General features: G+C 62.8%; 15 protein-coding genes. 8 read left to right on the top strand and 7 right to left on the bottom strand.

Going from position 1 to position 15,014, the window contains the following annotated elements:
- The first annotated feature begins 2 nt into the window (after positions 1 to 2).
- Genes AC07UX_RS18465 through AC07UX_RS18455 form a run of 3 tightly spaced genes read left to right on the top strand, consistent with a single transcriptional unit; the run spans position 3 to position 4,600 of the window.
- Positions 3 to 1,565 (top strand): AMP-binding protein, encoded by a 1,563-nt coding sequence (locus AC07UX_RS18465; RefSeq protein ID WP_495193439.1) that lies wholly within the window; start codon positions 3 to 5, stop codon positions 1,563 to 1,565.
- A gap of 43 nt (positions 1,566 to 1,608) precedes the next feature.
- Entirely contained in the window at positions 1,609 to 3,738 is a 2,130-nt protein-coding gene (locus tag AC07UX_RS18460; protein WP_495193438.1) for a PQQ-dependent dehydrogenase, methanol/ethanol family, read from the top strand.
- Positions 3,728 to 4,600, top strand: a complete 873-nt coding sequence (locus AC07UX_RS18455) for an amidohydrolase family protein (RefSeq protein WP_495193437.1) — start codon at positions 3,728 to 3,730, stop codon at positions 4,598 to 4,600. The genes AC07UX_RS18460 and AC07UX_RS18455 overlap by 11 nt, the downstream gene beginning before the upstream one ends.
- A 306-nt stretch (positions 4,601 to 4,906) precedes the next feature.
- Here AC07UX_RS18455 and AC07UX_RS18450 read toward each other — a convergent pair whose 3' ends face one another.
- Genes AC07UX_RS18450 through AC07UX_RS18440 form a run of 3 tightly spaced genes read right to left on the bottom strand, consistent with a single transcriptional unit; the run spans position 4,907 to position 7,598 of the window.
- Positions 4,907 to 5,800 carry an SDR family NAD(P)-dependent oxidoreductase gene (locus tag AC07UX_RS18450; RefSeq protein ID WP_495193436.1) on the bottom strand — a complete coding sequence of 298 codons (894 nt, stop codon included), beginning with the start codon at positions 5,798 to 5,800 and terminating at the stop codon, positions 4,907 to 4,909.
- The gene (locus tag AC07UX_RS18445) at positions 5,797 to 6,729 is read right to left on the bottom strand and encodes an SDR family NAD(P)-dependent oxidoreductase (RefSeq protein WP_495193435.1); all 933 of its coding nucleotides are present in this window, start codon (positions 6,727 to 6,729) and stop codon (positions 5,797 to 5,799) included. Before AC07UX_RS18445 ends, AC07UX_RS18450 begins: the two co-directional genes overlap by 4 nt.
- Positions 6,730 to 6,740: 11 nt before the next feature.
- A complete protein-coding gene (locus tag AC07UX_RS18440; protein WP_495193462.1) occupies positions 6,741 to 7,598 on the bottom strand; it encodes a beta-keto acid cleavage family enzyme in 858 nt (285 codons plus the stop codon).
- 137 nt (positions 7,599 to 7,735) lie between these two features.
- Here AC07UX_RS18440 and AC07UX_RS18435 point away from each other — a divergent pair, with 137 nt between their 5' ends.
- On the top strand, positions 7,736 to 8,572 hold the full coding sequence (locus tag AC07UX_RS18435; RefSeq protein ID WP_495193434.1) for a helix-turn-helix transcriptional regulator: 837 nt from the start codon (positions 7,736 to 7,738) through the stop codon (positions 8,570 to 8,572).
- Positions 8,573 to 8,591: 19 nt separating this feature from the next.
- Here AC07UX_RS18435 and AC07UX_RS18430 read toward each other — a convergent pair whose 3' ends face one another.
- From AC07UX_RS18430 to AC07UX_RS18415, 4 genes are all read right to left on the bottom strand, one after another.
- Positions 8,592 to 8,855 carry a hypothetical protein gene (locus tag AC07UX_RS18430; RefSeq protein WP_495193433.1) on the bottom strand — a complete coding sequence of 88 codons (264 nt, stop codon included), beginning with the start codon at positions 8,853 to 8,855 and terminating at the stop codon, positions 8,592 to 8,594.
- 40 nt (positions 8,856 to 8,895) lie between these two features.
- Positions 8,896 to 9,567, bottom strand: a complete 672-nt coding sequence (locus AC07UX_RS18425) for a DUF4197 domain-containing protein (protein ID WP_495193432.1) — start codon at positions 9,565 to 9,567, stop codon at positions 8,896 to 8,898.
- 106 nt (positions 9,568 to 9,673) lie between these two features.
- Complete coding sequence (locus tag AC07UX_RS18420) at positions 9,674 to 10,096, bottom strand: acyl-CoA thioesterase (protein WP_495193431.1); 423 nt, start codon at positions 10,094 to 10,096, stop codon at positions 9,674 to 9,676.
- Entirely contained in the window at positions 10,093 to 10,764 is a 672-nt protein-coding gene (locus AC07UX_RS18415) for a glutathione S-transferase family protein (RefSeq protein WP_495193430.1), read from the bottom strand. The genes AC07UX_RS18420 and AC07UX_RS18415 overlap by 4 nt, the downstream gene beginning before the upstream one ends.
- Before the next feature lie 219 nt (positions 10,765 to 10,983).
- On the opposite strand from AC07UX_RS18415, the gene AC07UX_RS18410 reads away from it, so the two are divergent.
- The 4 genes from AC07UX_RS18410 to AC07UX_RS18395 are packed head-to-tail and all read left to right on the top strand — an operon-like array spanning position 10,984 to position 14,920.
- Positions 10,984 to 11,736, top strand: coding sequence for a glutathione S-transferase family protein (locus AC07UX_RS18410; protein WP_495193429.1), 753 nt, complete (start codon positions 10,984 to 10,986; stop codon positions 11,734 to 11,736).
- 3 nt (positions 11,737 to 11,739) lie between these two features.
- Positions 11,740 to 12,561 (top strand): glutathione S-transferase family protein, encoded by an 822-nt coding sequence (locus tag AC07UX_RS18405; RefSeq protein ID WP_495193428.1) that lies wholly within the window; start codon positions 11,740 to 11,742, stop codon positions 12,559 to 12,561.
- 11 nt (positions 12,562 to 12,572) lie between these two features.
- Complete coding sequence (locus AC07UX_RS18400; RefSeq protein WP_495193427.1) at positions 12,573 to 14,009, top strand: aldehyde dehydrogenase family protein; 1,437 nt, start codon at positions 12,573 to 12,575, stop codon at positions 14,007 to 14,009.
- Positions 14,006 to 14,920 carry a CmcJ/NvfI family oxidoreductase gene (locus tag AC07UX_RS18395; RefSeq protein ID WP_495193426.1) on the top strand — a complete coding sequence of 305 codons (915 nt, stop codon included), beginning with the start codon at positions 14,006 to 14,008 and terminating at the stop codon, positions 14,918 to 14,920. Before AC07UX_RS18400 ends, AC07UX_RS18395 begins: the two co-directional genes overlap by 4 nt.
- Positions 14,921 to 15,014 lie beyond the last annotated feature (94 nt).

Raw genomic sequence — 15,014 nt, 5'->3', positions numbered from 1 at the left:
CAATGCGCGCGATCGACTATTTCGACCGGGGTCATGATATCGGCCCCGAACGGCCCTGCCTGATCGATGTGGAAAGCGGCGAAACGCTGAGCTTTGCGGCGGTCAGGGCGCAGACGATCCGGATCGCCGCGGCGCTCTACGCCGGCGGCTTCCGCAATCAGCAGCCGATCGCGCTCTATGGCCCCAACAGCGCGACGATGATGGTCGCCCTGCTCGCCATCTGGCGCGCCAATGGCCAGTGGGTGCCGGTCAACACCCGCAACGCCATAGACGCCAATGCCGCCTATCTTGACTATGTTGGCTGCGGCTGGCTCTTCTATCACAGCAGCCAGGCGGCGGACGTGGCGGCGCTCAAGGCGCGCGTCCCCAGCCTGACCCGCTTCGTCTGCCTCGACCGCGGGCATGATGGCGATCCCTCGCTCGAACAGTTCATTGCGAACAGCGAGTTGGACAGCTTGCCGGATTTTTCGGACCCCTTCGGCAAGCCCGACGATGTGGTCGGACTTTTCCCCACCGGTGGCACCACCGGCCCGTCCAAGGGCGTGGTCGTCACGAATCTGGGGTGGGGCACGATGATCGAAACGCTGGCCGCATCGGTCGATGGCAGGACGCCATCGCCTGTCTCACTTGTTGTCGCACCGATCACCCATGCGGCGGGGCCAGTGGCGCTCGCCACCCTGTCATTGGGCGCGACGCAGGTGATCCTGCCCGGCTTCGATGCCGCCGCCGTGCTGGACATAATCGCCCGCTATCGTGTCACCCATGTCTATATGCCGCCGACCGCGCTCTACAGCCTGCTGGACGCGCCGGAACTGGTGGGCAGCGATACATCCTCGCTCAAAATCTTCCTGCTGGTCGGATCGCCCGTTTCGCCGGAAAAGTTGCGGCGGGCGGTGGAGATATTCGGCCCCTGCCTCTGCCAGGCCTATGGGCAGGTGGAATCGCCGATGATCGTCACCTGGCTTTCGCCCGAAGATGTAGCGGCGGCAGCGGCCGGCGATCGGCCCGAACGCCTGGCCAGCTGCGGGCGACCGACCCGGTCGGTCAGCGTTGCCGTGATGGGCGATGGCGGTGCGCTTCTGCCCGATGGTGAGGCCGGCGAACTGGTGGTACGCGGCGTCCTCGTCTCGCGCGAATATCATCTGATGCCCGACGCGACCGCCGAAATCCGCACCCATGGCTGGCATCATACCGGCGACGTCGCCCGGCGCGACGCAGACGGTTATCTCTACATCGTCGATCGCAAGAAGGACATGGTCGTGTCCGGGGGCTTCAACGTCTTTTCCGCCGAGGTGGAGGCCGCCGTCACCGAACTGGCCGCCGTGCGCGAATGCGCGGTCATCGGCATCCCCCATGAAAAATGGGGCGAGGCCGTCCATGCCATTGTCGTCGCCGACAATATCGGTGAGACTGAGATCATATCCCATGCCAAGGCCCGGCTGGGCGGGGTGAAGGCGCCCAAGAGCGTCGCCTTCGTCCCCGCCATTCCCCGGACCGCCGCCGGAAAGATGGACAAGAAAGCCCTGCGCGCCGCCTATTGGACCGGCGCGCGGATGGTCAATTAGGTGACGGATGAAAACATCTGCACCGCATAAGGAGAGGAAGAGGATGCGGGTCGCAATTGCGCTGCTGTTGGGAACGAGTCTGGCTCTGTCGGCCTGCGGCAAGGGCACAAGTCAGGACATCACTGCTCCAGCCTCGACCGGCGGCGTGGACGCCGCCCGGATCATCGCCGCCAAGCCCGCCGAATGGCTGTCGACCGGGCGTACCTATGACGAGCAGCGCTTCAGCCCGCTGTCCGCCATCAATCAGGAGACGGTCGGCAAGCTCGGCCTCGCCTGGTCAGCGGATATGGACACCAATCGCGGACAGGAGGCCACGCCGCTCTTCATCGACGGCACCCTCTATGTCTCCACCGCCTGGAGCATGGTGAAGGCCTATGATGCACGCAGCGGCAAGCTGCTGTGGTCCTACGACCCGCAGGTGCCGCGCGAAACGCTGGTGAAAGCCTGTTGCGACGCGGTAAATCGCGGCGTGGCGGCATGGGGCGACAGGATTTTCGTCGGCACGCTGGACGGCCGGCTGATCGCCATCGACCGCAAGAGCGGCAAGCCGGTCTGGAGCAAGGTCACGCTCGACCAAGCGAAGAATTACACCATCACCGGCGCGCCGCGGGTGGTGGACGGCATGGTCGTCATCGGCAATGGCGGCGCGGAATTCGGCGCGCGCGGCTATGTCGCCGCTTATGATGCCGATACCGGTGCGGAGAAATGGAAATTCTATACCGTCCCGGCTCAGCCCGGCACGGAGAAGGAAGCGGATTATCTCAAGAAAGCCGCCGCCACCTGGTATGGCGAATGGTGGAAGCAGGGCGGCGGCGGCACCGTTTGGGACGCCATGGCCTATGACCCGGACCTCGACCTGCTCTATATCGGCGTCGGCAATGGCTCGCCCTGGAACCAGGCCTATCGGTCGGAGGGCAAGGGCGACAATCTCTATCTTTCCTCGATCGTCGCGGTCCATGCGAAGACGGGCGAATATGCCTGGCATTATCAGACAACGCCCGGCGATAGCTGGGACTTCACCGCCACCCAGCATATCATGCTCGCCGACATGGAGATTGGCGGGCAAAAGAAGAAAGTGCTGATGCAGGCGCCCAAGAACGGCTTCTTTTACGTGCTGGACCGCACCAACGGGAAATTGCTGTCGGCCAGGAATTTCGTGCCGGTCAACTGGGCCAGCGGCATCGACATGAAGACCGGACGGCCGATCGAAAATCCAGAGGCCCGCTATTACAGGACCGGCAAGCCCTTCATCGGCTCGCCAGGTGCGACCGGCGCGCATAGTTGGCACCCGATGGCCTTCGACCCCAAGAGTCAGACCGTCTTCATCCCGGCGAACCTTGCCGCCTTCCCCTATATTCCGGAGAAGGGATGGAAGGCGAACAAGCTGGGCTTCAACGTCGGCGTCGATATCGCCGCGGCAGCCATGCCCGCCGACTTGGGCGTCCGCGACGCAGCGATGAAGGCGACCACCGGCGCGCTCATCGCCTGGGATCCAATCGCGCAGAAGGAAAAATGGCGCGTGTCCTACAAGGGACCATGGAATGGCGGCCTGCTCGCGACCGGCGGCGACCTGGTGTTTCAGGGGACGGCGACCGGCGACTTCAATGCCTATGCCACACAGGACGGCCGCAAGCTCTGGTCCTTCCCGGCGCAGACCGGCATCGTCGCAGCGCCGATCAGTTACGAGCTGGACGGGGCGCAATATGTGGCGGTGATGGCGGGTTGGGGCGGTGTGTGGGCGCTGGCGCCCGGCATCCTCTCCGACAAGAGCGGCCCCAGCCGTAACATCAGTCGGCTGCTCGTCTTCAGGCTGGACGGCAAGGGCACGCTCCCCGCGCCCCCGCCCCATAACGCCATGCCGCTCGACCCGCCGCCCTCCACCGCCAGCGCGGCGCAGATCGCGGCGGGCGGGGCTCGCTTCGGCCGCTATTGCAGCACTTGCCATGGCGATTCAGCCGTCGGCGGCAGCATCGTCCCTGACCTGCGTCGCAGCGCAGCCCTCAACGACAAGGCGACATGGCAGATGATCGTGCATGACGGCGCGCTGAAGGATAATGGCATGGTCAGCTTCGCGTCGATCTTCTCAGCCAAGGAGATCGAGGATATTCGCGCCTATGTCATCCACCGCGCCAATGAGGACAAGACACTGGAAAGCAAACCCAATGCCCGTTGACCCGACCAAAGTCATTGCCATCGACGTCCATGTCCATGCCGAAGTGTCGTGCCACGATCCCGAAGACCCGGTGATGGCGAAATATTTCGACGCCGCCTCCGCCTATTTCAAGGCGGATCGCAAGCGGCCGACCATCCCTGAAACCATCGCTTATTATCGGCAGCAGAATATTGCCTTCTGCCTGTTCACCGTCGATTGCGAAAGCGGCATCGGCGCCAAGCGGATCAGCAATTATGAAGTGGCGGAACTGGCTGCGAACGACAGCGACATCGTCATTCCCTTCGCCTCGATCGATCCCCGCAAGGGCAAGTTCGGCGCGCGCGAGGCCCGTGACCTGGTCGAGAATTACGGGGTCAAAGGCTTCAAATTCCACGGCATCATGCAGGATTGCCACCCGGCCGACCGCGTCGCCTATCCCATCTATGAAGTGATCGCGGAATATAAGCTGCCCGCCATCTTCCACACCGGCCATTCGGGCATGGGCACGGGCATGCGCGGCGGCGGCGGCGTGCGGTTGAAATATGGCCAGCCGATCCTGGTCGACGATGTCGCGGTCGATTTTCCCGACATGAAGATCATTCTGGCCCATCCCAGCTGGCCCTGGACCGACGAAAGCCTGTCGATGGCGCTGCACAAGGATAATGTCTTCATGGACCTGTCCGGCTGGTCGCCCAAATATTTCCCGAAACAGGTGATCCAGTACGCCAATACGCAGCTGAAGCATAAGATGCTCTTCGGATCCGACTGGCCGCTCATCCGCCCGGAAAAATGGATCGACGCCGCGCGCGAAGCCGGCTTTCGAGAGGAAGTGCTGCCGCTCATCATGAAGGATAATGCGGCGAAATTGCTGGGGCTGGGTTAATTGCGCGTTCCCCGGCGCAGGCCAGGGAACGCTTCCTATAGGCCGGTGCTTTGGTGTTAAACCTGTCCTACTGACGTCCATCCTGCCGTGTTGCCGTCATTGCGAGCGCAGCGAAGCAATCCACGGTCGCTACAGTGGATTGCTTCGCTGCGCTCGCAATGACGATAGTTATAAAATTTCCTACCCTTGTTCGGAAACAACAAATCCAGCGGGAAATGTGCGAAGTTAAGGCCGATCCTGTAGGATACCCGCCTCAAAAAAAGCTGGCCGGGCGGACCCCTTTATCCGTCCCGGCCAGAGGCATTTTCAACTCCCGACCTTTTCCCGCTTCTCCCCGCCCGGCACACCATGGGCGACCCGCTTTTCATAATCGGGGTCATCCTCCGGCCGCGCGAGCGATGCCATGACCCGCTCGTGGATGTCCTCCAGCGTCCCTCTAAATTCGGGATAGGGCAGGATGTAGAGCTGATCCGCCTCCACGCCTTTCAGCACATATTGGGCCAGCACCTCCGGCTCCATGCCGACCGCGATCACCTGCTTCAGATGCGCCATCACATCCGGGTCCGCGCCATAATAGCCGGTATTCTGGAGATGCGCCGGGCGGGTCAGCACTGCTTCATGGATGTTGCTGTTGACCGCGCCGGGGCAGAGCATCGACACGCCGATGCCATGATCCGCCAGATCCAGCGCCAGACATTCGGAAAGGCCCCGGATCGCCATTTTCGACGTGCAGTAAATGCCCGTCCCCTTGAGCGCGACAAAGGCGGACATGGACGCGGTATTGACGATATGCCCGCCCTTCCCCCGCTCGATCATGCGCGGCACGAAGGTCTGGATGCCGTTGATGACGCCCTTCAAATTGACGTCCAGCTGCCAGTCCCAATCGTCATAGGTGGCGTTTTGGAGCGGGCCGAAGATCGACACGCCCGCCGTATTGAACAGCAACTCGACCGGCCCCAGCTTCGCCTCCACTTCGTCGGCGGCACGCGCATAGGCGGCGCGGTCGGTGATATCCAGCTTCACCGCCATCACGTCATGGCCGCGGCCTTCGAACCAGGCCATTGCTTCATCCAGATGGTCCTGCCGGATGTCGGCGATCGCGATCTTGCACCCGGCCTGCGCAAAGACCTTCGCCTGCCCCAGCGCGACACCCGATCCGCCGCCGGTGATGAAGGCGGTCCGCCCCACGACCTGGGTCATGCCGCCAGCTCCTTCGCATTGCGCCGGGACAGCTGGTCGTCGAACACCGGATTGCCGAGCAGGAAGCCGATTTCCTTCGCCCGGTCCTGATTGATCGCCTCATCCGGGACAGATGCAAGGATCGCGTCGAACCGGGTCTTCATGCCGGCGCCAAATTCGGGATGAGTCAGGATATACAGGTCGTTGTTCCGGATGCCGGCCAGCACCCGCTCGCCCACTTCGTCCGCGCTCATCCAGAGTGGGGAGACGGGCCGCCGCTCCAGTTCCTCCTCGCGCTGGCGATAGCCGCTGTCCTCGCGATATTCGGCCGGGCGCAGTTCGCCGCTATGGGCGATATGGCTCTGTACCGGGCCGGGCATGAAGGCCGACACGCCGATATTCTCCGCCGCCAATTCGCCCCGGATCGCTTCGGAAATGCCCAGCACGGCTGCCTTGGCCGCTGTGTAGATGGCCGAATAGCTGATCGGGATCAGCGCCGATTGGGACGAGGTGGTGACGATCTGCCCGCCCTCTCCATGCGCCTTGATGCGCGGCAATATGGTGACGAGGCCATTGATGACCCCGCCCAGATTGACGCCCATGCCCCAGTCCCAGTCATCGAACCGCGCGTCCAGCACCGGCCCCATCACACCGACGCCGGCATTGCCGACCAATATGTGGATCTTGCCGAACCGCGCCTCCGCCGCATCGGCGGCGCGGGCGAACGCCGCGCGATCGGTGACATCCAGTTGCACCGTCTCTACCTGCGCGTCCGAACCAAGGTCGGCTTTCGCCTGCGCCAGCGAATCCTCGCGAATGTCGGCGATCACCACATTGGCCCCGGCACGCACCAGAGCGCGGGCGATGCCCAATCCTATGCCGTTCGCGCCGCCGGTAATGAAGGCCGTCTTGGCATGCACATCGCCCATCGGGCTGGTTGCTATCGTCATCTTCCTCTCCCTTATTGTTTCAGGCCCAACATGGCCCGTGTCTCTCCCGCGCTGGCGATATCGCCGCCGATCCGCTCAACCAGTTCCACGCCCCAGCGGACGAGGTCGGCATTGTCCGCCGCTTGCCTGCCACGTCGCAGATAGATGGTGTCTTCAAACCCCACGCGGATATTCCCACCCAGCAGCGCCGACTGGGCCGCCATGGGGAAGCTGTGGCGGCTGACGCCAAAGCCGGTGAACTGCGCCCCGCGCGGGATCTGGTTCCTTGCATAGAGCATCGCTTCGGGCGTCGCGGGCAAACCATATTTTGTGCCCAGGACGAAGGTGAAGGGCACATTCTGCGGGATGGCCCCCTTTGCCATCAGATCGTCGGCGAACACGAAGTCGCCCGCCTCGAAACATTCGATCTCCGGCAGCACCCCGGCATCCTGGATCATATGGCCCATTTTCGTGATCATCGGGTCGAGATTGATCGCCACGCCGCCCCATAGCTGCATGGTGCAGATGTCGAGCGTACACATGTCGGGCTTGAGGTCGAGGATATGCTCCAGCCGCCGCTCCGCCGTAAACATCAACGTGCCAGGGCCGCAGACGGCGGGGTCTTCATCCCCCTGCATCCATGTGCAACCCGGCCCGGTGGTAACGTTCAGGATGACCTCGTTATTCCTGGCGCGGATCAGGCCCACGACTTCGCGATAATCCTCCAGCGATTGTGACGGAACGCCCGTTTCACGATCCCGCACATGCAGATGGATGATCGACGCGCCCGCCTCGGCCGCCGCCAGCGCCTCGGCCGCTACATGGTCCGGGCGGAAGGGAAAATTGGGATGTGACGGCATCGGCGAACTTCCCGTCACCGCGCATGTCACAAATAGCTTGCCAGCCAATATCGCTCTCCTGTCTAGTCTCGGCTATGTTGCCGATCGCAGACCCACGGGTCTTGCAGAGGAGAAGGCCCGCAAGAAGGCCGGTGGATGTCCCATCATTGCGAGTAACTGGATAAGGCATGGCACAAAGGGAAGAATTGTCGCGGTTCCTGAAAGCGGCGCGTGCCAAGCTGGCGCCGTCTGAAGTGGGGCTGCCGCCCGGTGAACGCCGGCGCACGCGCGGTTTGCGGCGTGAGGAAGTGGCGACGCTCGCGGGGATGAGCGTCACCTGGTACACATGGTTCGAGCAGGGACGCGAGGTGCAGCTATCCGCGCCGATGCTGGAGCGGCTCAGTCGCACCCTGCGCCTCAATCCCAATGAGCGCGAATTTCTGTTCGCCCTGGCGCAGCATCGCCCACCACCACTGGCGCGCCGCCCGGACGAAACCATCCATGCCGGCACACAGCATCTGATGGACGCACTGACGATTCCCGCGCTCGTAATGGTGGAGGACTGGACCGTAATCGGCTGGAATCGGCTCGTCGCCCATGCCTTTCGCGATTACAGCCAGATGCCGCGCGAAGAACGCAACCTGTTCCGCATCCTGATGCTGAATCCGCGCTATCGCGCCGATCCGGACAAGTTTCAGGATATGTGCCGCCGCCTGATCGCCCGGTTCAAATGGGATTATAGCCGCACCGCCCAGCCCGAAGTGTTCGAGGGCATCATTGCCGACATGATGGAACAGTCCGAATTTTTCCAGCGCTACTGGCAGGATTCGGAAATCATGGCGCATTTCGAGGATACGAATATCGCCGACATGCCGGGCGTGGGCGAAATCATGTTCCGTCATACCAGCTACGCGATCGAGGAAGCGCCAGGCCAGCGGCTGCTGCTCTTCGCGCCGCTGGACGATGTCAGCGCGGCCCGCCTTGCCAAGCTGGTGGCGGAAACGGAGGCACCGGCGCTCGCCTGAGCGCCGGTGCCCGCCGATATCAGTTCGTTTCGCGCTTCAGCCGCTCGGCCAGCGCCCCGATCTCCTCCGGGTCCAGCAGCCAGGTGCGCGTCTTGCGTCCTTCGCGATGGACCGGCTGGGTCAGTAGCACGCGCGCCTGCGCCTTCGCATGATCCTTGTAGAGGCCAAAATGGACGGCGCAGTCGCGTATCGTGCCGATCAGCGGCGGCTTTCCGTCCAGGTCGATCATGGTCGCGGGCTGATCCCAAGGGATGCCGGCGACGCCGGGATATTTCTGTTCCATGGGGTGGGGACACCACGCCACGATCAGAAAATCAAGATTTCTATCGCAGCAAGGCCATCAGGATGGGATCGCGCGTCGCCCCCGGATCGCGGCGGATCTCCGCTTCCTCCCGGCCGATCGCCCGGAAGATGGCGTCACCGATCTGGCCCGAGACATTATCGGCCATCGCCGCATAATCCTTGCCGCCGCTGGCAGCGAGGGCGACGGACAGCATTTCAAACATGTCGGACCGTAGCGCCCGCGAGGCACCGGGCAGCAGCGCCTCCACCACCGATCCACGCGCTTGCCGGGCCAGCAGATCGGTCGCGGCCGTCGGTCCGCCGCGCAACACCGACACCGCATCGGCCAGCGTCATGCGCTGCACTGCATCCATCACGATTGGCGTGGCATTGTCCGCCAAGTCCACCGCGACATCATTGAGCGCACGCGCAACCTGGTTACGCACCGCATTGGTGCGCAGCAGGGCGGTCAGGACCGCACCACCCTTGCCGCCACTCAGATCCGGCGGCACGATCCGGGTCAGCTGATCGTCATAAAAGCCGCCCGGTTCGGTCAGCCGGGCAAAGGCGCGCTCGCTGGACAATTGTAGCAACCGCCGCACCGCGTCTTCGACCGTGTAACGGCCCATCGGCGTTGCGCAGGCTGCCAGAGGCAACAGCGCCAGCGTCGCGATCAGGCTGCGCCTGTCGGAATGGCCGAATGATTGCTCCATGACGCATCTCCCTTTTCGTGGAGGACGCTATGGCCTCGTCAGGCTTGCTTGCGCCTGAACATGGTGAAATCCGTGAACCTTAGTCCGCTCGAGACGAACGCGGTTGTTATTTGACGAACAGCGTCCGCACCGAATCCGGCACGCGCTCTGCCCGCAATCCGCCCGGTCGGCTGGCATCGGGCACGGTCCAGACCCGCTTTTCGGTACATTCCACGCACAGCTTGCCGTCCAGTGACAGGCGGTGCGCGACCGTGAAACTGCTATTCCCGAAGACCGGCGCGCCGGCCTCCACCAGCACATCGTCGCCATAGGCGGTCGGTACGAAAAAGCGCGCCGATACGTCCACCATCGGGAATCCGGCAAAGGGCATGGTCGCCAGCATCTCCCGCTTCTTGGGCAACCCCGCATGTTCGAACAGCAACATGGTGCTTTCGCCGAAAATGTCGAAATAGCGGGGGGCATGGACGATGCCGGCCGGGTCGCAATGTCCCCATTCGATGCGGACGATCCGCTGGAGGAAGGCACTCACGCGAGAATATTCTTTCCCTGTTTGGTGGTCTTTTCCGCCATTTCCTCGTCGGTCGGCGGGGTGGGGATAAGAAGCCCGCGCTGCACCGCGGGCCGCGCCGAAATCCTGTCGAACCAGCGCTGAAGGTTGGGATAGCCGCCCATATCGACGCCGGCCCAGTCATGGCCGCGCACCCAGGGGAAACAAGCGATGTCGGCGATCGAATAGTCGCCGACCAGATAGTCGCGGCTCGCCAATTGTGCGTCCATGACGCCAAACAGGCGCTGGCTTTCGCGCACATAACGGTCGATCACCGATGGCAATTTCTCGTCGAAATAGCGGTTGAAGACGGTCGCCTGCCCCATCATCGGGCCAAGACCGGACATTTGCCACATCACCCACTGGATGACGCGGCTGCGATCCTGCGCATCCGCCGGCATGAAGCGGCCGAATTTCTCCGCCAGATAGAGCAGGATCGCGCCGGATTCGAAGATCGCGAAATCGCCCGCGCCATGATCCACCAAAGTCGGGATGCGGCCATTGGGATTGAGCGCGACATACCAGTCCTGCTTCTGCACCCGGTCGGTAAGCGCAATCGGCGTCACCCTGTACGGCACGCCGAGCTCCTCCAGCAGGATCGACACCTTCCACCCATTGGGCGTCTCCGACGTCAGCAGTTCCAGCATCATTCTCTCCGGTTTTTGTGTCGCCTTCCAAAGCAAAGCCTTGGCCCCGCCGCAAGGCGAGTGGCGGCGCTATCATTGAAACTGACAGCTTGAGCCGCGCCTTGGGCCGGGTAGTTTGGCTGATAGTATCGACAGACGACTTGCGGCCCGTTCGATCGCCGGCCAGTTTCATCCTCGAAGGCGCACCAGACGCCATAACCATAAGGTGAGGATAAACAGCGCATGTTGACGCTCTACAGCTTCGGTCCGGCTGCCAACAGTCTGAAGCCCCTGCTGGCTTTGTATGAAAAGGGGCTGGAATTCACGCCCCGCTTCGTCGATCCGACCCGGTTCGAACATCATGAGGACTGGTTCAAGGCAATCAATCCGCGCGGGCAAGTGCCCGCCCTCGACCATGACGGTCATATCATCACCGAATCGACCGTCATCTGCGAATATCTGGAAGATGCCTTTCCCGACGCGATTCGGCTGCGCCCGGACGATCCGGTGCAGATTGCCGAAATGCGCGTCTGGACCAAATGGGTGGACGAATATTTCTGCTGGTGCGTGTCCACCATCGGCTGGGAACGGATGATCGGCCCGATGGCGCGCAAGCTGACCGATGCCGAGTTTGAGGAAAAGCTGAAGCATATCCCTATCCCGGAGCAACAGGCCAAATGGCGCAGCGCCCGTGCCGGCTTTCCAAAGGCGGTGCTGGACGAGGAAATGCGCAAGATCCGCGTATCGATTGACCGGCTGGAGCAGCGGCTGTCGCAAAGCCTGTGGCTGGCGGGTGACGACTATACGCTGGCCGACGTGTGCAACTTCGCCGTCGCGAACGGCATGCAGTTTGGCTATGCCGACATCGTCAACAAGGAGGCTACGCCGCATCTGGTCGCCTGGATCGATCGGATCAATGCCCGCCCCGCCGCACAGGCCATGTTCGCCAAATCCCAGAGCGAAATGCCGCCCCGCCCCGCCGCAACGGCGGCCTGATCCATGGGCTGGCAGGATGAACCACCCGCCGGGCAGCTGCGTATGTATCATATTCCCGGCTGCCCCTTTTCCGAACGGATCGAATTGCTGCTCGATCTGAAAGGGCTGCACGGCATCATGGCCGATCATGAGATCGACATATCGCAGCCGCGCCCGGACTGGCTGCTCGCCAAGACTCGCGGCACCACCGCGCTCCCCGCTCTGGAGCTGGAAAATGGCGAGACGCTGAAGGAAAGCATGGTCATCATGCGCTATTTCGAAGATCGATTCCGCGATCCGCCGGTGGCGCGACAAGACCCGTTCGAACATGCGCTGGAGGCGATGCTGTGCGCATCCGATGGCCAGTTTACCGGAGCAGGATACCGCATGATCCTGAACCGCGACCCTGCCAAGAGGGAAGAGCATAAGGCAGAGGTCGATGCCCAATATGCGCGACTGGACGAATTTCTGCGTCATTATGCGCCGGACGGCGATTTTCTGTTCGATCGCTTCGGCTGGGCGGAGGTCGCTTTCACGCCGATGTTCAAGCGGCTCTGGTTCCTCGATTATTATGAGGCCTATCAGATTCCGCAGCATCTGACCCGGTTGCTGCGCTGGCGCGAAGCCTGCCTGTCGCATCCGGTGGCGCAGCGCCATCACGGCCATCGTGAACTGATGACGCTCTATTATGACTACAGCCAAGGCGGCGGCAACGGGCGCCTGCCCGAAGGCCGCACCATCTCCAGTTTTGCGCTCGATCCGCCGTGGAACAGTCGCCCCCAGCCGCCACGCGACAAATGGGGCACGCCTGCCACCGATGCCGAACTCGGCCTTCTTCCCGCATAAGGACATTCATCATGCCGAATACGCTCCAGCACTATATCGACGGCCAATGGGTCGACAGCCAGGGCGGTCGCACCGTCGCCGTCATCAATCCGGCGACCGACCAGAGCGCCGCTGACCTGATCCTGGGCACATCCGCCGACGTCGACGCAGCCGTGATTGCCGCCCGCCGCGCCTTCGAGACATTTTCGCAGACCAGCCGTGAAGAACGTATCGCGCTACTCGAACGGATCGTCGCCGAATATCAAAAGCGCGTCCCCGACATCGCCCGCGCCATCGCCACCGAAATGGGCTGCCCCATTTCCATGGCGCAAACGGCGCAGGCGGGATCGGGCCTGGGACATCTGGCGCAGGCGCTCAGCGCGCTGAAGAGCTACGAATTTTCCGAGAAGATCGGCGACAATCGGGTGGTGCGCGAGCCGATCGGCGTAGTCGCGCTCATCACGCCCTGGAACTGGCCGATGAACCAGATCGTCGCCAAGGTCGGCCCGGCTCTCGCGGCCGGCTGCACGATGATCCTCAAGCCCTCCGAGGAAGCGCCGAGCTGCGCCGCCATCTTTGCCGAGATACTGGACGCGGCCGGCGTACCATCCGGAGTCTTCAATCTGGTGCAGGGCGATGGTGAAGGCGTCGGCACCGCGCTCGCCAGGCATCCCGACATCGACATGGTGAGTTTCACCGGCTCCACCCGCGCGGGCATCATGGTGGCCAAAAACGCCGCCGATACGGTCAAGCGTGTTGCGCAGGAACTGGGCGGCAAGTCGCCCAACATCATCCTGGAGGGCACGCCGCTCGACAAGGCGCTGCCGGGCGGGGTGGGCGGCGTGCTGCTCAACAGCGGGCAGAGTTGCGTCGCACCTACCCGGATGCTGGTCCACAAGTCCCAGCATGATGAAGCGGCAGAAAAGGTCGGCGCGATGTTCGCCGCCAAGAAGGTCGGCGATCCGCTGAGCGAAGGCGATCATATCGGCCCGGTCGTCAGCCAGCGGCAGTGGGAACGTATCCAGGGCCTGATCCAGACCGGCATCGACGAAGGCGCGACGCTCGTCACCGGAGGCACCGGGCGTCCCGACGGATTAAGCGAGGGGAGCTATGTCCGCCCCACCGTCTTCGCCAATGTCACACCCGACATGACAATCGCCAAGGAAGAGATTTTCGGCCCCGTCCTGGTCCTCATGCCCTATGAAGATGATGCGGACGCGATCCGCATCGCCAATGACACGCCCTATGGGCTGGGCGCCTATATTGCGGGTGACCCTGCCCATGCGCGCAAGTTCGTCAGCCGCATCCGCGCGGGCGCCGTGTTCGTCAATGCCGGCGGGCTGGCCATGGACATGCCCTTTGGCGGCTACAAACAGTCGGGCAATGGCCGCGAATTCGGCAAGTTCGGGCTGGAAGAGTTTCTGGAGGTCAAGTCGGTGATCGGTGCGCTGCCCGAAGAGGTGGCATGATGGCCAGCCTGCCGATCGAAACCGATGTTGAGGACAGCGCGCGGCAGGCGCCTGCGCTGATCCGCTATCTGGACAATGGTGATTTCGTCACGCGGCGCTATGTGTCGCGTGGCGTGGAGATCAACACCGGCCGCTATAGCGACCATCGCATGACGGTGCGCGACGGCATGCCGATCCGCGATCATTTCCGTTTCGACACCCACGGCTTCATGCTCGGCAGGCACAGCAGCGCCATCCGTGATTTCTTCGACAAGGAAGAGGTCGATCGCCGCTATCTGCGCGAATGCGAGGATGCGATACAGGCACTCACCGGTGCGTCCTGCGTGGCGGCGGGCGGATGGATGATCCGCACTTCCGCCGACCTGACCGCCCGCTCGCAGGAAAGGGTTGAAAATTACCGCCATGAAGGCGGCATCCAGCCTCCCGCTGGCGAAGCGCATGTCGATTATAATGAGATTACCGGACGCCGCGCGGCCGAACGCGCCTATGCCGCCGCTTTCCCCGATGGCCCCGGCTATAGACGCTATGTCTGCGTCAGTTTCTGGCGAACATTTTCACCCGGACCGCAGGATTGGCCGCTGGCGGTATGCGACGGCCGCACCGTGTCGGACGAGGAAGTGACGTCCAACACCCTCTTCGTGGTGGACGAACTTCCAATCGGCGATGCGCTGACCGCGCCGGTTCCAGGCGAAGACCAGATGATTGCTGCTTCCATCTTCCGTCACCGAACGCGGCATCGCTGGTGGTATTTCTCGAACATGGCGGCGGACGATGTACTGTTGTTCAAATTCCAGGACAGCGACCATGATGTGACCTGGCGCTGTCCCCACACAGCCTTTCACGACACCAGCCTGCCAGGCGCGAAAATTCGGTCGAGCATCGAGGTACGGGCTGTGGCGTTTTTCGAATAGACACGGGGACGCCGCCAGGAACGCACGGGCGGCAAGCCGGCATTGACCCAATCGCATCCCACATAGCGTCAATATTGCAAATATCTCGCAATTG

It is taken from the genome of Sphingobium sp. GW821-FHT02B05, assembly GCF_059421905.1.
The sequence above is the reverse complement of the archived record's forward strand: the minus strand, read 5'-3'. Positions and strand labels throughout refer to the sequence as shown.